Below are 17,744 nucleotides of genomic sequence, written 5' to 3' on the forward strand. Positions count from 1 at the left end.
GCGGCCGCGTGGCCTCGCCGCCTCTCGTGCTGGCCTCGGCCAGCCCGCGCCGCATCGAGCTGCTGGCGCAGGTCGGGATTGCGCCCGACCGGATCGCCCCCGCCGACATCGACGAAACGCCCCTGAAGGGCGAGACGCCCCCGCGCCTGGCCGAGCGTCTCGCGCTGACCAAGGCGGAAGCCGTCGCCGGGCGCGAGCCCGACGCCCTGGTCCTCGCCGCCGACACCGTCGTCGCCGTGGGCCGTCGCCTTCTGGAAAAGCCCGCCGACGAAGCCGAGGCCCGCCGGTTCCTCGCTCTCCTGTCCGGCCGCAACCACCGGGTCTTCACCGGCGTGGCCCTCAAGGCGCCGGGGCGGGACGCAGCCGTGCGCGTGGTCGAGACCCGCGTGTCCTTCAAGCCCCTGTCCGATGACGAAATCGCCGGCTACATCGCCACCGGCGACTGGCGCGGCAAGGCCGGCGGCTACGCCATCCAGGGCCCTGCGGGCGCCTTCGTGCGCCGCATCGTCGGCAGCCATCCTGCCGTGATGGGTCTGCCCCTGTACGAAACGGTCCAACTCCTGCGCGGCGCCGGCTGGCGTCCGGCCCGGCCGTGAGCCGCGACCTCCAGGTCTATATAGACGACAGCCCCGGCGAGACGCGCGGGATCATCGAGGGCGAGCGGGGCTTCGAGCACATTCTGATCCAGCGTGAGGTTGACGATCTTGCCCGGCGCCTCGACGCGGTGTCCGTGGGCCGGGTATCGCGCGTGGAGCCGGGCCTGAACGGGGCTTTTGTTGATCTGGGCGGCGGGGAAGGCTTTCTCCCCCTGAAACGAAACGCCCCCCTCCACGTGGGCCAGAAGATCGAGGTGGAGGTCGTCGCCGAACCCCGCGAGACGAAAGGGCCGACCCTGCGCCTGCTCGGCCCCGCAGAGGGCGAGGCGCGCCTGATCCGCTCCGGTCCCGACATCGGCGAGTGGCTGGCCCGACTGGCTCCCGGCGTCGGCCCGATAACGGGAAAGGCGGCGATCGAGGCCGGCTGGGCGGCCATCGAGGACGCCCAGGCCCCGGCGATGCCTGCGGCCGGCCCGGATGTGGCGGTTGAACGCACCCGCGCCATGATCACCGTCGACATCGACCAGCCGCCCCAGCCCGGCAAGGGGTTGAGCGCCAGGGACAGGCAGCGCGCCAATCAGGAAGGGCTGAATATCGCCGCCCGTCTGATCCGCCTGCGTCGCTGGGGCGGGCTGGCAGCCATTGATCTGCTGGGCGCCGGTCACGACGGGGCGCAGATCACCGCCGCGGCGCGGACAGCCTTCGGAACCGACCCCGCCATCGCCTATGGCCCGGTCAACCGGTTCGGCGTGCTTCAGCTGGTTTTGCCGTGGCGTCTGACCCCTCTGGAAGAACTGACCCGGCCGGGTGTGGAGGCGGCCGCCTGCGAGGCGGCGCGCAAGCTCAACCACGCCCTGCTCGCGGACACCGGGCGCGCCCGCGTCACGGCCCGCTGCCATGGCGAGATTGCAAAAGCCGCCGCCCCCCTGGTGGCGCGTCTGGGCCCGCGCGCCCATGTCATTCCTGACGACAGCCTGCCCATGACCCGAGTAATTATTGAATGACCCGCGCCGCCTGCCCCATCTGCCGCCATGCCGAGGCCGATCCGAAGTACCGCCCCTTCTGCTCCAAGCGGTGCGCGGACATCGACCTGGGCCGCTGGTTCACGGGTCGGTACGCCGTTCCCGGTCCGCCCGTAGATGAAAATGGCGAAAGCGACAGCGAGGATCAGGCCTGACGCTGGACAGGCTGTTCGGCCTCGCTTATAGACCCCGCTCCCGACGGCCTGAGCCGTCGCTGGACCCGGGCCTGGGTAGCTCAGTTGGTAGAGCAGCGGATTGAAAATCCGCGTGTCGGTGGTTCGAATCCGCCCCCAGGCACCACTTTCTGCAAATCATTGCGAATCAAGGGGCGACACCGGTTACCGCCCTCCGTAACATGACGCTGTTATGTTTTGTCCGACGCCATCAGGACGCCAAGGCGGTCTAGACCCTCCATGTCGGCAACCGCAGCTGATGCGGATGCCGGACCGCTCTGGCGGGAGATTTCGCGCACAGCGTCAATAGAGAAAGCCCATTTCGGTTACCAACTGTAACAGGGTGAATTATTGCTCTTTTCCCTCTTTTGAAAATATTTTTAACCTACGTAACGTCGCCTGCTGAAACGGATGACGCTCTTATGACAGATGAACGAAAAGACCTTGCAGTGCGACCTGGGGCGCTCTCGCCCCAGTTGAAAAGCGTGGTCGCGGACTTGACGCCCCCCAGACGGTTCGCCAAGAGAACCTGACCGCACTCTTGAAAAAGGAGAGCGTCAATATGCGAAAGGCCTCCTCTCCAGGCTGATCGCGGCCGCTTTCGGAGCCTCACGGCAACCGGATTGCGACAGGAAACGTTTCGGCTGCCGCATCATAGATACGGCGACCGGTGTAATTTCAACGAGAGGCGACGCCACCCGGTGCCGCTTCTTAGGTCCAACGAGTCAGACCAAGCAGGAACTGGCGAACTATGCTCGATAGCAAAAAGACAAACTTCCTTCTCGCTCTGGCCGGCGCCGCCGTCCTCATGGCGAGCTCGCCGGCTCTCGCGCAAGACGCGGCCCCGGCACCCACCGAAGCGACCGCGGTTGAGGCCCCGGCGACCACCGACGCTACCCCGGCAGAAACTCCCGCTCCGGCGGCGGAAGCGGCTCCCACTGAAGTCGGCGGCCACGGCGAACTGACCGTCGCCCGCATGTTCATCGACTCCGACCCCGTCGTTCAGGCGGTGATGATCGGTCTGGTGCTGGCCTCGGTCTTCTCGTGGACCCTGTTCGTCATCAAGATGATCGAGTTCGGCAGCCTGAACCGTCAGACTGACCGTTATCTGGAAGCCTTCCGCGGCGCCCGGACCGTTGCGGACATCCGCCGCGTATCGACCTCCGAGGACTTCGAGGGCAACCCGCTCGCCGACATGGCCGCGGCCGCCACCGAGGAAGTCGAAGCGTCCCGTGCTGCGGGTCTGGCCGTTAACGGCGACCACCGCGAAACCACTCTGGGTCGCTCCATGGCCGCCGTGGCCGCCGTGCAGTCCGGTCTGGCCAAGCGCCTGTCGGGCGGTCAGCAGTTCCTCGCCTCCACCGGTTCGAACTCGCCCTTCATCGGCCTGTTCGGCACCGTGTACGGCATCATGAACTCGTTCATCGGCATCGCGAACACCAACACCACCAACCTGGCGGTTGTGGCCCCCGGCATCGCCGAGGCGCTGCTGGCCACCGGTCTGGGTCTGTTCGCGGCCATTCCGGCGGTTATCTTCTACAACTATTTCAACACCCGGATTTCGTCCTACGGTGTGCGCTCGGACGGCTTTAACGCCGAACTGATGAACACGATCTCGCGTCAACTCGACAAGGGAGCGTAATCTAGATGGCCGCCAAAATCGGAGGCGGCGGCGGCGGCAAGTACCAGATCGAGCAGAACAGCGAAATCAACGTCACTCCCTTTGTGGACGTCATGCTTGTTCTGCTCATCATCTTCATGGTGGCGGCACCGCTAGCCACCGTGTCGATTGAGGTGAACTTGCCGACAGCCGTGGCGCCGCCTCAGCAGAACCCGCCGACGCCGGTGTACATATCGCTGCAGCAAAACGGCAGCGTGTACATCGGAGACGGTCGTACGAGCGTCGAGCAGATGGGCGATGATCTTCGTCGTCTGATCGGGCAGCGCAATCCCGAGGATGAGCGGATCTTCATCCGCGCTGACCGGGGAGTCCGCTACGGCGATTTCATGCAAGTCATGAATGCGCTGCAGGACAACGGATTCTACAGCGTCGCGCTCGTCGGCGAAGACAACGCATAAGGGCCTGGTCGCAAAGCATGACTGAACAACATCGTCGCGACCCGCTCCTGGACCCGCCGCGCCGGAAGAAGATGTCGACCGGCGTCATGGTGGGTATCGGGATCTCGGTCTTCGTCCACGTGGCAGGCGCCTGGTGGATCTACAATCAGAAGTTCGTTCTGAAAGAGGTGTCCTATTCGGACCAGTCGATCGAGGTCGAGCTGATCGACCCCGTCGCTCCGCCGCCTCCCCCGCCGCCGCCTCCCCCGCCGCCGCCGGATCAGCCGCCCCCGCCCAAGCTGCAGGTGCGCGAACCGGTATCGATCCCCAACGCGCCGCCGCCTCCGGTGACGCTGCCCATCGAGGCGACCAAGAAGGAAGACCGGGTCGAATACACGGGTCCGCCCGTGATCGTCCCCGGCCCGCCGCCGCCTCCGGCTCCGCCGGCGCCTCCCGCGCCGTCGGTGATCACCAACCCGGACTGGACCCGTCGTCCCTCGGGCGCCGACCTGGCCCGGTTCTATCCGACCCGCGCCGCTTCCGACGGCACCGAAGGCAACGCTGTCATCGAGTGCACCGTCCAGGCCAATGGTCGTCTCTCGGACTGCAGCGTCGTCAGCGAAAGTCCTGCGGGAGCCGGCTTCGGCCGCGCCAGCCTGCAGCTGGCGCCCCGGTTCCAGATGCGTCCCCAGACCCGCGACGGCGCGCCCGTCGGCGGGGCCCGGGTCCGGATCCCGATCGGCTGGCGTCTGGGCTGACCCGGTCAGGCCTGAAGCCAGGAAACAGCGCCCCGGAGGAAACTCCGGGGCGTTTTTCTTTGCCGCTTACGATAAGGGAGCCAATCGGCCAGCTTGGGCGTTACGGTGGCCACACCGAGGGAGCACACCATGATCCGCAAGACCGCCGCCGCACTTCTGACAGCCACCGCCCTGACCGGCGGCCTGGCCGCCTGCGCCTACAATGAGACCCTGGGCCGCAGTCAGCTGCTGATTGTGGACGACGGCGCCCTGCAGTCTTCGGCGGATCAGGCCTGGACCCAGGCCATGCGAGAGATGAACCCCACCAACAACGCCGCGCAGAACCAGCGTGTGCGTACTGTCGGCGGGCGCATCGTGAACGCTGCCAACCTCTCCAATCGCCTGTCCTGGGACTACGCCGTCTTCCAGAGCGAGACTCCCAACGCCTTCGTCCTGCCGAACGGCAAGATCGGCGTCACCACCGGCCTGCTGTCCCTGGTGCGCAATGACGATCAACTGGCCGCTGTCATCGGCCACGAGGTCGGCCATGTTGTCGCCCGCCACGCCGCCGAGCGGTACTCGCAAACCGCCCTGACCTCCACCGGCCTGCAGGTGGCTCGCGGCGTCGCCGGCGACTACGGCCAGGCCGTGGGCGCCCTTGGAGGGGTCGGAGCCCAGTTGGGCGTGTTGCTGCCGTTTTCGCGGACCCATGAGCTTGAGGCGGACCGGCTGGGTGTCGATTACATGGCTGCGGCCGGCTATCAGCCTCGCGAGGCGATCGCCCTGTGGACCCTGATGGCCCAGCAACGCCAAGGCTCCACCCCGGAGTTCGCCTCCACCCACCCTTCGGATCAGACGCGCATCGCCCAACTGGAACAGTATATTTCCAGCCGCGGGTGGTAGGCGTCTTCTCCGCTTGATCAGCGGGCCCGGTGCGGCTAGACACCGGGCCTTCGCGATGCCGCCCTAGCTCAGTTGGTTAGAGCGCCAGATTGTGGCTCTGGAGGTCTCCCGTTCGATCCGGGAGGGCGGTACCATCGCTTAAGTCTTATGCCGCAAGGGTTTGAGCCTTGGGCTGCGCCCGGTAGGGGCGTGGGCTGTTACACCCCTGTTCCACCTGCTGTTACACCACCTGTTCCCGAGGCGTTCGCGGCCGCGTCGCGGGCGCGCAGCTGGGTGACCTTGTCGGTGGCATTGTCGGCCATCCTGATGCGGTCGGCCTGGCGCCGGTACTGGGCGAAGCTGGCGGGGCTGGCGGGTCCGTCCGGGCAGCGCCCTCGGCTGTGCCCTTCAGGCGGAAAAGGTCCCAGGCCATAGGCCTTGATTCACACTCTTGCCTGCATCATGCCACTCGACGGGCGGGCCGATGGTGGAGTGTGAGGATGGCGCGCATCCTGATTGCTGATGATGACCCGCTGCTGCGGGCGCTGCTGCAGCACAAGCTGGCGGCGGAGGATCATCAGGTCCTTGTGGCCGAGCATGGCGGCGAGGTTGCGGCGCTGGTTGGCGATCTGGCGCCGGACCTGCTCGTGCTGGACGCCATGATGCCGGTCATGGACGGGTTCGAAGTACTGCGCAGGCTCAAGGCTGACAGGGACACGCGCAACATTCCCGTAATCATGCTGACCGCCCTGAAACGTGAGCAGGATGTGGTTAGCGGGCTTCAGTTGGGCGCCGCGGACTATCTGGCCAAACCCTTCATTCCAGACGAACTGGTGCAACGGATCCGGCGGGTTTTGAGCGCCTCGAGCACGGAGCACGGTGATGATCGTTCAAGACGTCCCGGCTGAAATCCGCACAGACCCTGGGGCCCTGTACGAGGCGGCGGTGGCCGACCGGCGCGCGGGGCGACATGACGCGGCGCTTCTAAAGCTGAACACCGTTCTTGAGGCCCGGCCATACGACGTGGACGCGCGGCTGAATCGCGGCCTTTCCCTGCTGGCCCTCAATCGGCTGGACGAGGCCGAAGCGGATTTCGAGGCGGTGCTGGCGGTCGCGCCGGATTATGTGGACGCCCGGCTGGGCCTCGCACGCGTCGCTCAACGGCGGGGCAACCTGGCCCGGGCGCGGATCGAAACGGAAAGAGCCGCCCTGGCGGCGCCGGATCGCGCCGATGTCGCGGCGCTCGGCCGCGCCTTGCGGCCGCCGCCCTCCTGGCGGGTCGATCTGGACGTGTCGCGCAGCCGTCTCGGGATGAACCTGCCCGACTGGACCGAGGCGCGTTTGGGCGCCGTCCGGACGCTGGATGAGCGCTGGACCCTTGGCGCGTCAGGGGAATGGACCGAGCGGTTCGGCGAGGGGGATCTGTTCCTCGAGGGGCGCGTGGATCGTCGTTTCGCCTGGGGCGGGGCCTATGCTGCGCTGGGCGGGGCGATGGAGGCTGACTATCGACCGGAGACTTCCCTTCGCGCCGGGACCGATATCCGCATCACGTCCGTCATCAGCGGAACCCTGGACGCCACCGCCGCCCGTTTCGCCAGCGGCGATGTAACCAGCCTGCAGCCGGGGCTGGCCGCCGACCTGGCGCAAGGTCGGGTGCGCGTGGCGGCGCGCTGGATCAATGTCTGGGACGAAACCGGTCAGCGCCGGACCGGCTATGCCCTGAGCGCCCAATGGGCGGCCATGGACCGTCTGCGGCTGCGTCTGGATCATGCCGACGCGCCGGAAACCAGCGAAGGCGTGACCGTAGATGTGCGCGCCCTCAGCGTGGGCGCCGAAATTGACCTCACCGACCAGGTCAGCCTTCGGCTGGGCGCCCTGCACGAGGATCGCGGAGCTTATGACCGGGAAGCGATCACGCTTGGTCTCGGCTGGCGGTTCTGGTGAGCTTTCTAGCCCTGCTGTGGTGGAGTTCTCTGCTCTTCGGGGCGGCGGCGCTGGTGTGGATGGCGGGCCTGATCCTAGCCCGCCTCTGGCGCGAGCGCACTGACCGGAAGCGGGCTGCAGACGAGGCGCGTGTCCGTTCGCTGTTTCTGGAGATCATGGCCGGCGAGGCCGACGCAGAGCAGCGTCTGAGCCCCTACGCCGAACGCGCCCGATTGATGGCGGAGACCCTGGTGGAGGTGATCGGCCTGGTGCGGGGCGCCGAGCGTGAACGGCTGATCGATGGTCTTGCTAGACTGGGCGTGGCCGAACGTCTGAGACTTCGACTCAACCGCGGCGGCAAGGCTGGCCGGGTCGCCGCAGCCGAAGCGCTGGCCGCCTTTCCCGACGTGGCCACCGTGGACGCTCTGCGTGCGTCCCTGGGACGATCGTGTGACGGCGATTTCCGTGTGGCGGTGCTTACCGCTCTTCTGGACATGGAGGCCGCGCCGCCGCTCCAAGACATGCTCATCGACCTGGCAAACCGCGACCTGCACGATTCACTACTGTACGAGCCGGTCATTCGTCGGGCGGCAGCCGCCACGCCGATGGAAGCCCTGGATGTTTTCCTGCTGTCCGAAGCGCCGTCCGCCACCCGGGCCGTGCTGGCGGACGCCTTGGGCGCGTCCGGAGACTATCGTGCAGTAGAGCCATTATGCAGAACCGCCGCGGCGCCTGAGCTGGAACTGCGTATCGCTTCCGTCCGCGCCCTGGGGATCCTTGGCCATCCCGCCGCCGAGGAGGCCGTCATGACTGCGTTTTCAGACGCGGCGTGGGAGGTACGGTCCGCCGCGTGCGAGTCCGCAGGGCGGATCGGGCTCGTTCGGGCCGCTCCCATGTTGGTCCAGGCGCTGGGAGACCCCGCCTGGTGGGTGAGGTTTAGGGCTGGTGAAGCGCTCGCCATGCTCGGAGACAAGGGAATCGCCGGCCTGCGCATGGCGGTGGCGATCGATCAGGATGTAGTGCGCCGCGCGGCGTCGCTGGCTTTGGCCGAGCGCGGCCTGACCGAGACAGCGGCATGACCCAGGACATGGCCGTCATCATGGTGGGGTTCGCCCAGTCCATCGCCGTCTTCGTGATCGGCATGGGTCTGGCGCAGAACCTGATTTATCTGATCCAGTTGCTTCTGGCGGCCGGCGCCCTTTCTTCGCGTCCGTCGATCCCGCAGCCCGGCGTGCTGTGGCGGCGCTATGCCGAGGCGTCGCCGCCCATCGCCCTGCTGGCGCCCGCCTACAATGAGGCGCTGACCATCGTTCAGAGCGTCCGGTCCCTGCTGTCCCTGCGCTATCCCAGCTTCGAGGTGATCGTCATCAACGACGGTTCGAACGACACGACGCTGCAGGTGCTGATCGACGCCTACGAATTGAAGCCGGTGCAGAGACACTATGATCAGGCCCTTGATCACCAAGTGATCCGCGGCGTATACGCCGCCGCCCACCAGCCGCGCCTGATTGTCGTGGACAAGGAAAACGGCGGCAAGGCGGATGCCCTGAACGCCGGGATCAACGTGTCCCGGGCGCCGATCTTCTGTTCCATGGACGCGGACTCCCTGCTGGAGCCGGACGCTCTGCTGCGCGCGGTGAGGCCCTTCGTCGAGGACCCGGAGCGCACCGTGGCGGTCGGCGGCACGGTCCGCATCGCCAATGGTTGTCTCATTCGCGACGGCCAGGTTCTGGAGGTCCGCCCGCCTCGCAATCTGCTGGCCCTGCTGCAGACCGTAGAATATCTGCGCGCCTTCCTGATGGCGCGTCTCGCGTGGAGCCGGATAAACACCCTGACCATCATCTCCGGCGCCTTCGGCCTGTTCCGTCGGGCCCGTGTGATCGAGGTCGGCGGCTACACGCGCGGCACCGTTGGGGAGGATATGGAGCTTGTGGTCAAGCTGCACCGCCTGATGCGCGATCAGGGCCGCCCCTATCGCGTCGGGTTCGTCCCTGAACCGGTCTGCTGGACCGAAGCCCCGGAGGATCTGCGTGTTCTGGGTCGCCAGAGGTCGCGCTGGCATCGCGGCGCGCTGGAAACCTTCGAGCGCCACTGGGACGTGATGTTCCGCCCTCGCTACGGCCGGCTCGGCCCAATCGGCTTTGGCTACATCTTTCTGGTGGACGTGCTGGGGCCCATCGTGGAGTTGCTCGGCTATCTGCTCATCCCCGCCTTCTGGGCTCTGGGAGTGCTGTCACTGAACTACCTGCTGGCGTTCCTGGCGGTCACCTTCACTTTTGGGGTGGTGATCTCTGTCGGAGCGCTTGCGCTAGAGGAGTCGGAGTTGCGGCGCTTTCCCCGCGCCCGTCATTTGCTGCTGTTGACTGCCGTCGCGGTGCTCGAGAATTTCGGCTATCGCCAGCTCAACAACCTGTGGCGTCTGCGCGGCCTGTGGCAATATCTGCGGCGCAGCCAGTCGTGGGGGACCATGACCCGCAAGGGCTTCAGCCCGCCCGCTTAGCCAGAGCTGTCCTGATCGCCGCAGCCAGCCTTTTGACTCCCGCGAGATCGGGCGCTCCGTCCTGGGCGAAGGCGTCATCGCATTCCCCCGCCGCGGCGCTGATTTCGGGAAATCCGAAGGTGCCCGCGGCGCCCGCGAGGCTGTGGACAAGGTCCCGCATCTCGTCAACGTCCAGGTCGCCCCGCGCCGCCAGATCGTCGAGCCGCTCAAGATCGCCGACGCAGCGATCCAGAAACCGCACCCTCAGACCGGCCAGCACATCATTCATCGCCGGGCCGCCAGGATGGCCCGCACGTCGCCTGCCAGGGTCATGGGATCGAACGGCTTGGTGATGACGTCCAGGGCGCCCAGCGCCCGATAGTGGTCCATTTCGCGCGATTGGGCCCGCGCGGTCATGAAGATCACCGGCGTGGCGTGGTGCGCCGGCCGTTCCCGGATCCGAGCGAGCGTTCCCGGGCCGTCCATATGCGGCATCATCACGTCCAGCAAGATGACGTCCGGACATAGTCCGCCATCAAGAGCCGCCAGAGCGGCGTCCCCTGATGCGGCGGAGGTCAGGGTGATGTCGGGGTCGAGCTCCAGCGCAAACGACGCCACCTCGCGGATGTCGTCCTCGTCGTCCACGTGCAGAATCCTCAATGTGCTCATGAAGGTCCTCTGGTGCGGCGTGTCAGGCGGCGCACCGTGCGCGCCAGCTGGGTCAGGGACATGCGCGACTTGGTCAGCACCGCCCGCACGGCCGGCGCGGCTTCACGGTCCATGTCCTGGGCGGAATAGATCACGACGGGAATGGTGCCGCCATCCTCGTCCGTCAGTTCCGGCAGCAGATCCAGCCCGTTCCCGTCCGGCAAGCCCAGGTCCAGGATCACCAGGTCCGGACGCCGGGCCGCCAGCGCCGCGCGGGCCTCAGCCAGACTTTCGGCCCCGACCACCTCGACCGCTCCAAGGGCTTGCCGCGTCACCTCCAGAATATCCCGATCGTCGTCCACGTGTAGCACCAGCGGCTTTTCCTTGCCGCTGAACAGAGACTGCACGGCCAGACGAAGGCGCGCCTGGTCCACCGGTTTCTCCATCCAGTCGGCCACCTCCAGCGAACGCCCGCGCACCCGGCCGCGCGCCACATCGCCTGAGACGACGATGACCGGCATTGCTCGGGTTTCATCACTCGCCTTCAGCGCCCGTATCAGGCTGACGCCGTCGGCGTCGGGCAATTGGAGATCGACCAGCGCCGCCGAGTAGGAGCCAGTCTTCGCCCTGGACAGGGCTTCCCGCGCGGTGCCGACGGCATCGGCCTGATAGCCTTCGTGGGACAGCATCTCGGCCAGCACCCGGGCGGCGTCGGGATCGTCCTCACAGATGAGCAGCCGCCCCATTCCATTCCCAGTCGCCTCTTCCGGCCGGTCGAGGGGCAGGTCGAGGTGAAAGGTCGCGCCCTCGCCCTCTGCGGACTCAAACCACAGCCGGCCGCCGTGGCGCTCGGCGATCTCCCTCGCAATGGCCAGGCCGAGTCCTGTGCCGCCCTTGGCCCGCGTATCGGAGGAGTCCGCCTGGGCGAACTTGCCGAAAATGCGGGCGCGGAACTCCTCCGATATGCCGGGCCCGTAGTCCGCGACGCTCAGCCGGGCGATCCGCGCTTCTGGATTGACGGTCACGGTCACCTCGCCGCCAGAGGGCGAGAATTTGGCCGCGTTGGACAGCAGGTTGGTCACCACCTGGATCAGACGGTCGGCGTCGCCGCGCACGGGAGCTCGCTCGCCGTCGCTCAGGCTCAGGGTCACGCCCATCTGCTCGGCATAGCCGCGTACGCCGTCGATTGACCTGGCCGCGATGTCCCGGAGGTCCAGAGGCGACAAGGCCAGGATCAGCTTTCCGGACTCAAGCTTCTCAACATCCAGAATATCGTTGATCAGGCGCACAAGCCGCTGGCTGTTGGAATGGGCGATGCCGATCAGCCGCGCCGCCTTGTCCGGAAGTTCCCCGCCGGCCCCGCCAGCCAGCAGGCCGAGAGATCCCGCGATGGAGGTCAGCGGCGTGCGCAGTTCGTGGCTGACCGTGGAGACGAAGGCGTCCTTCATCTCGGCGACACGCCTGCGTTCGGTGATGTCGCGGATCACCGCCACCACATGACGGCCCGTGGGCAGATCCATGGCGCCCAGGGCCACGTCGGCCGGAAATGTCTCGCCATCGCGGCGCCTGCCGGCCAGTTCCCGCTGCAGGCCGGCGTCCAGCGCCCCCTGACTGGCGCCCAGCCGCTCCAGAAAAGAGCCTTCGCCATTCGGCGCCAGATCAATCAGCAGACTCACATCCCGGCGCCCGATCTCTTCCGTCCGCCAGCCGAACATCCGTTCGGCCGCCGGATTCATGGTTTCGATGCTGCCGCTGGGGTTCAGGGTGACGATGGCGTCGAAGGCGCTGTCCAGGGTCGCTCTATGCCTTGCCGCGGCCGCTTCCAGCCGTTCCAGCAGGGCGCCCCGCGTGGCGAGATAGCGCCACACGAGGAAGCCGGTGACGCCAGCGATGACGACGAGGGCGATAAAGAGCAGCGACACCATGATTTCGGTCCGCTCCGTCCGCATCTGGGCGCCTGCGGATAGAGTGGACAGATTCTCGGCCTCACGGCGCGTCAGCTGATCCACGACATGTCTTATGTCGTCCATGGCCGCCCTGCCCTGGCCGCTGGAAACCGCGGCCATGGCGGCCGCGGCCTGTCCGGATTCGCGCAGATCGACGCTGTGATCCATGGTCAGGCGTTTGCGCGCCACCAGTTCGGCGAGACGCCGCTGATCCGCGGCCTGAGCACCGTCGTCTTCGAACAGGATGCGCAGGGCTTCCATCTGGGCGTCCAGCTGGGTGAGCGCCCGGTCATAGGGTTGAAGAAAGCGCTCGTCGCCGGTGATGATGTAGCCGCGCTGTCCTGTCTCTGCGTCCTGCAGCAGGGAGAACACCGACTGAATCTGCAACCGGGTGTCGTAGGAACGCTGCACCGCTGAACGCAGTCCACTGGCGTTGGCGAACTCCCGTCGCATCTCCAGTCCGGCAACAGATATGAGAACCGCCAGAATCGCGGCCGCAAGCCCGACGATAAGTCGGAAACGTCGTCGGGCGGGTTGACGGACTTCGGGGGTCATCAGCTAGACCTTGATGCTCGATACATCCGGAGGTTCGAAATGAAGGTCTGCGTCATCGAGGACGATCCCCTGATGCTGCGCCATCTGGAAGACATGCTGAAGCGCATGGATTACCAGGTCATGACCGCCGGAACGGTGGATGACGGTCTCCGAATCGTCAGGGACTGGTCTCCCGACACCGTCCTGGTGGACATCCTCATGCCGGACCGCGACGGTCTGAACTTCATCATGGAGACCCGAGATCTCAGGGAGACCATGCGTGTAATCGCCATAACCGGCGGCGGCAGGCTCGGCCCCGGGCCAATTCTCGAAATGGCCACAGGCCTCGGCGCTCACGCCACGCTGACCAAACCAATTACCGAAGATGCGTTGAAGGCGGTCCTGTCAGGGGCCGAGTAGAACCTTCACGCCACACTTTGCCAAAACCCGGTATGCGGATCTTCAGAGCCGGCGCGTTGAACCCGGACAGACCTCCCAGATTGTGGCGCTCGAAGTCTCCCGTTCGATCCGGAAGGGCGGTACCATCGCGGGCTTGTAACGGACGCCTGCGTGCGACGTTTAGGGCGGAGGCCGTTGGCGCCCTGCATTCGCCCTCCCCCGACTCAGTGTTGACCGCTAGGCTCTTTGAATGTTGCGCCGCATCGTGCGGGCCCTCGGGGCTCGTCGCAGAAAGTCCGGTCCCCAAGGGGGGCGTCCCTCGACTGTGCAAAGCGGCGCCATTCCCTATGCCTGGTCGGACGACGAACCCACCTATCTTCTGATCACTTCCCGGCGCACCGGCCGATGGATATTTCCCAAGGGCGTCGTGGAGCCGGACATGACCCCCTCCGCCTCGGCCGCGAAGGAGGCGTGGGAGGAAGCGGGTGTGCGCGGCCTTATCGACAACACCGCCGTCGGAACGTATCGCACCGAAAAAGTCGAGCGGCACAGCACCCGGATGATCGCCGTGGACCTTTATCCGCTCAGGGTTGACGACCAGGCGGGGGATTGGCCCGAACGCCGCAGTCGTCGCCGTCACTGGGCCACGCACCGGCAGGCGCGCCGCCTGATCGACAACCCCGAACTGCTGGCGGTTCTGGACCGGTTGCACGAAAACCTGATCCAGGGGGCTGCAGACACAGGCAAACCGGGCAAGCGGCGCCGTCAGCCGAGAAAACGGGTCAGGACCAGATAAATCACCCCTGACAGGGCCGCCACGGCCGGGACGGTCACGACCCAGGCCGCGGCGATGCCCCAGACATGCTGGCGACGCACAAGCATGCGCCTCTGGCGCTTGCTGTCGGCCTTGACCGCCTCTTCCGGCGTGGCGGCGAGGACGGCGGGCCCAGGCGTTCCGCTACGACGGCGCATGCCCCGGTTGGTCATGACCTCGCGCAGCAGGCCGACGCCGAACACGCCGCCTATGGCGATATGGGTGGAGGACACCGGCAGGCCCAGAACAGACGCCACCAGAACCGTGCAGCCCGCCGCAAGGGCCACGCAGAAGGCGCGCATGGGGTCCATGCGGGTGATCTTTTCGCCCACGGTGCGGATCAGACGCGGCCCGAACAGGGCCAGCCCGAGAGAGATGCCCAGCCCGCCCACAAGCAGCACCCAGATTGGAAGGATCACAGCTCCGGTCTGGGCTGAGCCGGTCTGGGCCGCCGCCACGATGGCCGCCAGGGGACCCACAGCATTGGCCACGTCGTTGGCCCCGTGGGCGAAGGACAGAAGCGCCGCCGCCATGATCAGGGGCGGCACGAACAACGTGGCCACCTGCTTGCGGGCGTTTTCCATGTCCCGGGATTTTCGCAGGACCCACGGCCTGGCAATCAGCCAGCCAAGCGTGGCCATGACGACGCCGCCGATCAGTACGACCGGGAGCGACGGGGACCATATGCGGCTGAGGCCCTTGGAGAACATGTAGAGGGTGAACACGCCCGCCATAAGGGCCACCAGGGCGGGAACCCAGCGGCGGGCGGCGGCGACGCGATCCTCCCGGAACAGGATGCGCCACTTTATGAAGGCCAGAAGCGCGGCGGCGATCACGCCGCCCATGATCGGAGAGATGACCCAGCTGGCGGCGATCCCGCCCATGACCGTCCAGGAGACCGCAGAGACCCCGAAGGCGACTATCCCCGCCCCGAGCACAGCGCCCACGATGGAATGGGTGGTCGAGACCGGCGCGCCCAGGAGGGTGGCGAGGTTCAGCCACAAGGCCCCGGCAAGAAGCGCAGAGGTCATCAACAGGATCAGGCTCTGGGCGTCCAGATCCGGGACAGGCTCGATGATCCCTCGCGATATGGTGTCGACCACGGCGCCGCCAGCCAGCAAGGCGCCTGCGGTCTCGCAGACGGCGGCGATGATCAGGGCGGCGGTCAGGCTCAACGCCCTGGAGCCCACGGCGGGGGCCATGTTGTTGGCCACGTCGTTGGCGCCGATGTTCAGGGCCATGTAGCCGGCCACCACAGTGCCGAAGACCACATAGATGGCCAGATCGCCCACCCCGGCGATGCGCAGGGCGAACAGGGCCACAGCCAGCAGGAAGATCAGGGCAGCGCCCGGCAAGGCCAGGGAGCGGGCCAGATCGGCGGTCGCAGTTTCCAGGCGGCCGAGCTTCTTGAGATCCTTGTCGAGGGTCCTGGCCACCGGCGCCGCCTGTCAATTTTATCCGTGGGCGGCGCAACTAGCAGAGGGAACCGGGCTTGCACACCCCACCCACTGGCGCGGCGGTGACGCGTCATATTGCAACGGTTGGGCCGGCATGCTCGTTATCGCTCCGAGCCGCATCGCTTCGGCGCCAAGGTCAAGGAAGATACATCATGCTTCGCATCCCCCTTCTGGCCGCCCTGACGCTGGCGGTCGCCGCCCCGGCTGTCGCACAGGACGCAGTGGATGATCTGTTCGCCAACCCCCGCCCGGCGCAGGAGCGGCCCCAGCAGCAACCCGTGCCAGCCGAGCCTGCGCCGGTCCAGGCGACCACCGCGGTCGAAAAACCCGAGTATGACCCTGAGGTCGAGGAGACGCAGCGACTGAACGCGGCGGTGGACGCCTACAACCAGTCTGTGCGCCAGACCAATATGGCGGCGCAGTCCGAGTATCAGCAGGGTCTTCAGGACCACGCGGAATGGGTGGCCCGTCTGGCGCGAGAGCACCAGGCCGAGCAGGACGCCTATGAAGCCGAACTGGTGCGTCAGAGACAGCAACACGAGGCGGCTCTGGCGGAGTGGCGTCGGCGGGTGGAAGCCTGTCAGCGCGGGGTAATCGCCGCCTGCGACCCCGCCACGATCCGCTGATCCCCGGCGAAGGGGACGCCGGACGGCGGGCCCGGGGGGCTCGCACGTCCGGCGTCTGATCCCGAACACGACCTTGATCGAACCGGTCCGGTCGGACGACGCCCGACCAGACCGGGTTGCGATCCCCAGCCTGCAAGAACCCGATCGACGCGTCCGGTGGACCCGCGAAGAGGGTCCGCCTCCACCGGTCAGGCTCTAGCGGAACAGGCCCAGCAGCATCTGCGGCGCCTGGTTGGCGATGCCCAGCGCCTGGACGCCCAGTTGCTGCTTGGTCTGCAGCGACTGGAGCCTTGCGCTTTCCTTCGCCAGGTCCGCGTCCACCAGATTGCCCACGCCTGCCTCCAGGGCGTCCTGGAGTTTGCCGACGAAGATGACATGGGTTTCCAGCGCCTTGGATTTCGTCCCCATCCGCGCGAGGGCGGCCGAGACGGCGGCGATGGAATCATCCACGGCGGTCAACGCCGTCGAGGCGTCGGAAATGCTGGTGATGCCTTGGCTGACGCCGACCGATACGATTCCGCCTCCCAGCGCCATCACTTCCGCCGCAACCGTCAGGCGCGCCGTACCGCTGGCGTCCGCAAGGGCCTCGAAACCGGTGGCGCCGGTGTTCAAAAGGTTCACCCCGTTGAACTCGGCGTTGGTGATCACACTGGTGATCTGATCACGCAGGGCTTCGAAGTCCTCGTTGAGCGCCTCTCGCGAGGAACTGGTCAGGGTTTCGTCGGTCGCCGCGAGGGCCTTCTCCTTCATCTGGACCAGCAGGTCGGAAATCGACTCGCCGGCGGCCATGGCCACATCCACCGCCGAACGCCCACGATCGAGCGACTGCGAAACCGCATTCAAGGCGCCGAGTTCAGCGCGCTGGCCCTGGGCGATGGCCCAGATCGAGCCATTGTCCTTGGCGGACGCCACTTTCATCCCGGTGTTGATGCGGTTCTGGGTTGTGGCCAGGTCCTGGTTGGTCTTGTTCAGGTTCTGGAGCGCGATCATCGCGCCCACGTTGACGTTCACCGAGTTCATGTCGGCGGTCCTTCCATTCTGGTCGGGGAGTGAAAACGGCCTTCTGGCCGCTGAGCCGGTTCTGGCTCGCGCACGCCCCCGCAAGGATCGGGCCGACGTCAGGGTGTTGATTATCAAGGCATTGGTGGGCGCAGGCAGGCGCACACGCCGTTTCTGCCGGGCCATGGGGAAGGTTTTGCCGATCGCCGGGCAGGCTGAAGCGCCCGTCGGTGCGGGTTAGCGGGAAGGGAACGGGGCGCCGGGCCATCGCCCGGTGTAAGGATAGACAAATACCGTTTCGACGAAGGCTGACGCCCCGCGTGACCGTTCTGCCAGAGCCCCCGGTAGGCACGCGTTTTAGGCGCTAGCCGGTGTTTAGGCCCTGAACGGGCGGGCATGGACAGCGCTCCATGTCCCGGACCCGGCGAGTAATCCGCCCCGCCGCTATATC

At 66.7% G+C, this 17,744-nt stretch carries 19 protein-coding genes and 2 tRNA genes; 16 read left to right on the top strand and 5 right to left on the bottom strand.

The annotated features are described in order from the left end of the window. Window positions 1–8 precede the first annotated feature (8 nt). The 13 genes from ACK4FB_RS12765 to ACK4FB_RS12825 all read left to right on the top strand — a co-directional run bounded on the left by ACK4FB_RS12765 (window position 9) and on the right by ACK4FB_RS12825 (window position 9,891). Window positions 9–596 carry a Maf family protein gene (locus ACK4FB_RS12765; protein ID WP_409752871.1) on the top strand — a complete coding sequence of 196 codons (588 nt, stop codon included), beginning with the start codon at window positions 9–11 and terminating at the stop codon, window positions 594–596. Further along, window positions 593–1,600, top strand: coding sequence for an RNA-binding protein (locus tag ACK4FB_RS12770; RefSeq protein WP_409752875.1), 1,008 nt, complete (start codon window positions 593–595; stop codon window positions 1,598–1,600). The genes ACK4FB_RS12765 and ACK4FB_RS12770 overlap by 4 nt, the downstream gene beginning before the upstream one ends. Continuing rightward, on the top strand, window positions 1,597–1,773 hold the full coding sequence (locus tag ACK4FB_RS12775) for a DNA gyrase inhibitor YacG (protein WP_409752878.1): 177 nt from the start codon (window positions 1,597–1,599) through the stop codon (window positions 1,771–1,773). The genes ACK4FB_RS12770 and ACK4FB_RS12775 overlap by 4 nt, the downstream gene beginning before the upstream one ends. A gap of 69 nt (window positions 1,774–1,842) precedes the next feature. Then, a tRNA-Phe gene (locus ACK4FB_RS12780) sits at window positions 1,843–1,918 on the top strand. Between the two features lie 624 nt (window positions 1,919–2,542). Continuing rightward, a complete protein-coding gene (locus ACK4FB_RS12785) occupies window positions 2,543–3,433 on the top strand; it encodes a MotA/TolQ/ExbB proton channel family protein (protein ID WP_409752881.1) in 891 nt (296 codons plus the stop codon). Window positions 3,434–3,438: 5 nt separating this feature from the next. Then, entirely contained in the window at window positions 3,439–3,870 is a 432-nt protein-coding gene (locus tag ACK4FB_RS12790; RefSeq protein WP_409752884.1) for a biopolymer transporter ExbD, read from the top strand. 17 nt (window positions 3,871–3,887) lie between these two features. Beyond that, on the top strand, window positions 3,888–4,607 hold the full coding sequence (locus tag ACK4FB_RS12795; RefSeq protein WP_409752887.1) for an energy transducer TonB: 720 nt from the start codon (window positions 3,888–3,890) through the stop codon (window positions 4,605–4,607). Between the two features lie 129 nt (window positions 4,608–4,736). Next, complete coding sequence (locus tag ACK4FB_RS12800) at window positions 4,737–5,489, top strand: M48 family metallopeptidase (protein WP_409752890.1); 753 nt, start codon at window positions 4,737–4,739, stop codon at window positions 5,487–5,489. Window positions 5,490–5,546: 57 nt separating this feature from the next. After that, window positions 5,547–5,623 (top strand) — tRNA-His (locus ACK4FB_RS12805). Window positions 5,624–5,968: 345 nt separating this feature from the next. Continuing rightward, on the top strand, window positions 5,969–6,376 hold the full coding sequence (locus ACK4FB_RS12810) for a response regulator transcription factor (protein ID WP_409752893.1): 408 nt from the start codon (window positions 5,969–5,971) through the stop codon (window positions 6,374–6,376). Further along, the gene (locus tag ACK4FB_RS12815) at window positions 6,351–7,412 is read left to right on the top strand and encodes a YaiO family outer membrane beta-barrel protein (RefSeq protein ID WP_409752896.1); all 1,062 of its coding nucleotides are present in this window, start codon (window positions 6,351–6,353) and stop codon (window positions 7,410–7,412) included. Before ACK4FB_RS12810 ends, ACK4FB_RS12815 begins: the two co-directional genes overlap by 26 nt. Further along, on the top strand, window positions 7,409–8,470 hold the full coding sequence (locus ACK4FB_RS12820; RefSeq protein WP_409752899.1) for a HEAT repeat domain-containing protein: 1,062 nt from the start codon (window positions 7,409–7,411) through the stop codon (window positions 8,468–8,470). Before ACK4FB_RS12815 ends, ACK4FB_RS12820 begins: the two co-directional genes overlap by 4 nt. After that, window positions 8,467–9,891, top strand: coding sequence for a glycosyltransferase (locus ACK4FB_RS12825; RefSeq protein ID WP_409752902.1), 1,425 nt, complete (start codon window positions 8,467–8,469; stop codon window positions 9,889–9,891). Before ACK4FB_RS12820 ends, ACK4FB_RS12825 begins: the two co-directional genes overlap by 4 nt. On the opposite strand, the gene ACK4FB_RS12830 is transcribed toward ACK4FB_RS12825, so the two are convergent. From ACK4FB_RS12830 to ACK4FB_RS12840, 3 genes are read right to left on the bottom strand one after another with little or no spacing between them, the layout of a single operon-like run. Next, window positions 9,875–10,159 (bottom strand): Hpt domain-containing protein, encoded by a 285-nt coding sequence (locus tag ACK4FB_RS12830; protein WP_409752907.1) that lies wholly within the window; start codon window positions 10,157–10,159, stop codon window positions 9,875–9,877. The two genes, ACK4FB_RS12825 and ACK4FB_RS12830, sit on opposite strands and share 17 nt — an antisense overlap. After that, complete coding sequence (locus tag ACK4FB_RS12835; RefSeq protein WP_409752910.1) at window positions 10,156–10,539, bottom strand: response regulator; 384 nt, start codon at window positions 10,537–10,539, stop codon at window positions 10,156–10,158. Before ACK4FB_RS12835 ends, ACK4FB_RS12830 begins: the two co-directional genes overlap by 4 nt. Then, complete coding sequence (locus tag ACK4FB_RS12840; protein WP_409752913.1) at window positions 10,536–12,917, bottom strand: response regulator; 2,382 nt, start codon at window positions 12,915–12,917, stop codon at window positions 10,536–10,538. The genes ACK4FB_RS12835 and ACK4FB_RS12840 overlap by 4 nt, the downstream gene beginning before the upstream one ends. 141 nt (window positions 12,918–13,058) lie before the next feature. On the opposite strand from ACK4FB_RS12840, the gene ACK4FB_RS12845 reads away from it, so the two are divergent. After that, window positions 13,059–13,418 (top strand): response regulator, encoded by a 360-nt coding sequence (locus ACK4FB_RS12845; RefSeq protein WP_409752915.1) that lies wholly within the window; start codon window positions 13,059–13,061, stop codon window positions 13,416–13,418. Window positions 13,419–13,647: 229 nt separating this feature from the next. Continuing rightward, on the top strand, window positions 13,648–14,193 hold the full coding sequence (locus ACK4FB_RS12850; RefSeq protein WP_409752918.1) for an NUDIX hydrolase: 546 nt from the start codon (window positions 13,648–13,650) through the stop codon (window positions 14,191–14,193). On the opposite strand, the gene ACK4FB_RS12855 is transcribed toward ACK4FB_RS12850, so the two are convergent. Continuing rightward, window positions 14,163–15,647, bottom strand: a complete 1,485-nt coding sequence (locus ACK4FB_RS12855; protein WP_409752921.1) for an inorganic phosphate transporter — start codon at window positions 15,645–15,647, stop codon at window positions 14,163–14,165. The two genes, ACK4FB_RS12850 and ACK4FB_RS12855, sit on opposite strands and share 31 nt — an antisense overlap. A gap of 173 nt (window positions 15,648–15,820) precedes the next feature. On the opposite strand from ACK4FB_RS12855, the gene ACK4FB_RS12860 reads away from it, so the two are divergent. Next, on the top strand, window positions 15,821–16,294 hold the full coding sequence (locus ACK4FB_RS12860) for a hypothetical protein (protein ID WP_409752924.1): 474 nt from the start codon (window positions 15,821–15,823) through the stop codon (window positions 16,292–16,294). Between the two features lie 195 nt (window positions 16,295–16,489). Here the strand turns inward: ACK4FB_RS12860 and ACK4FB_RS12865 are convergent, their stop codons facing one another. Then, a complete protein-coding gene (locus ACK4FB_RS12865) occupies window positions 16,490–17,314 on the bottom strand; it encodes a flagellin (RefSeq protein WP_409752927.1) in 825 nt (274 codons plus the stop codon). Window positions 17,315–17,744: the final 430 nt, after the last annotated feature.

Origin of the sequence: Brevundimonas sp. (assembly GCF_046299535.1) — a bacterium.
In the GTDB taxonomy this organism is placed as follows: Bacteria; Pseudomonadota; Alphaproteobacteria; order Caulobacterales; family Caulobacteraceae; genus Brevundimonas.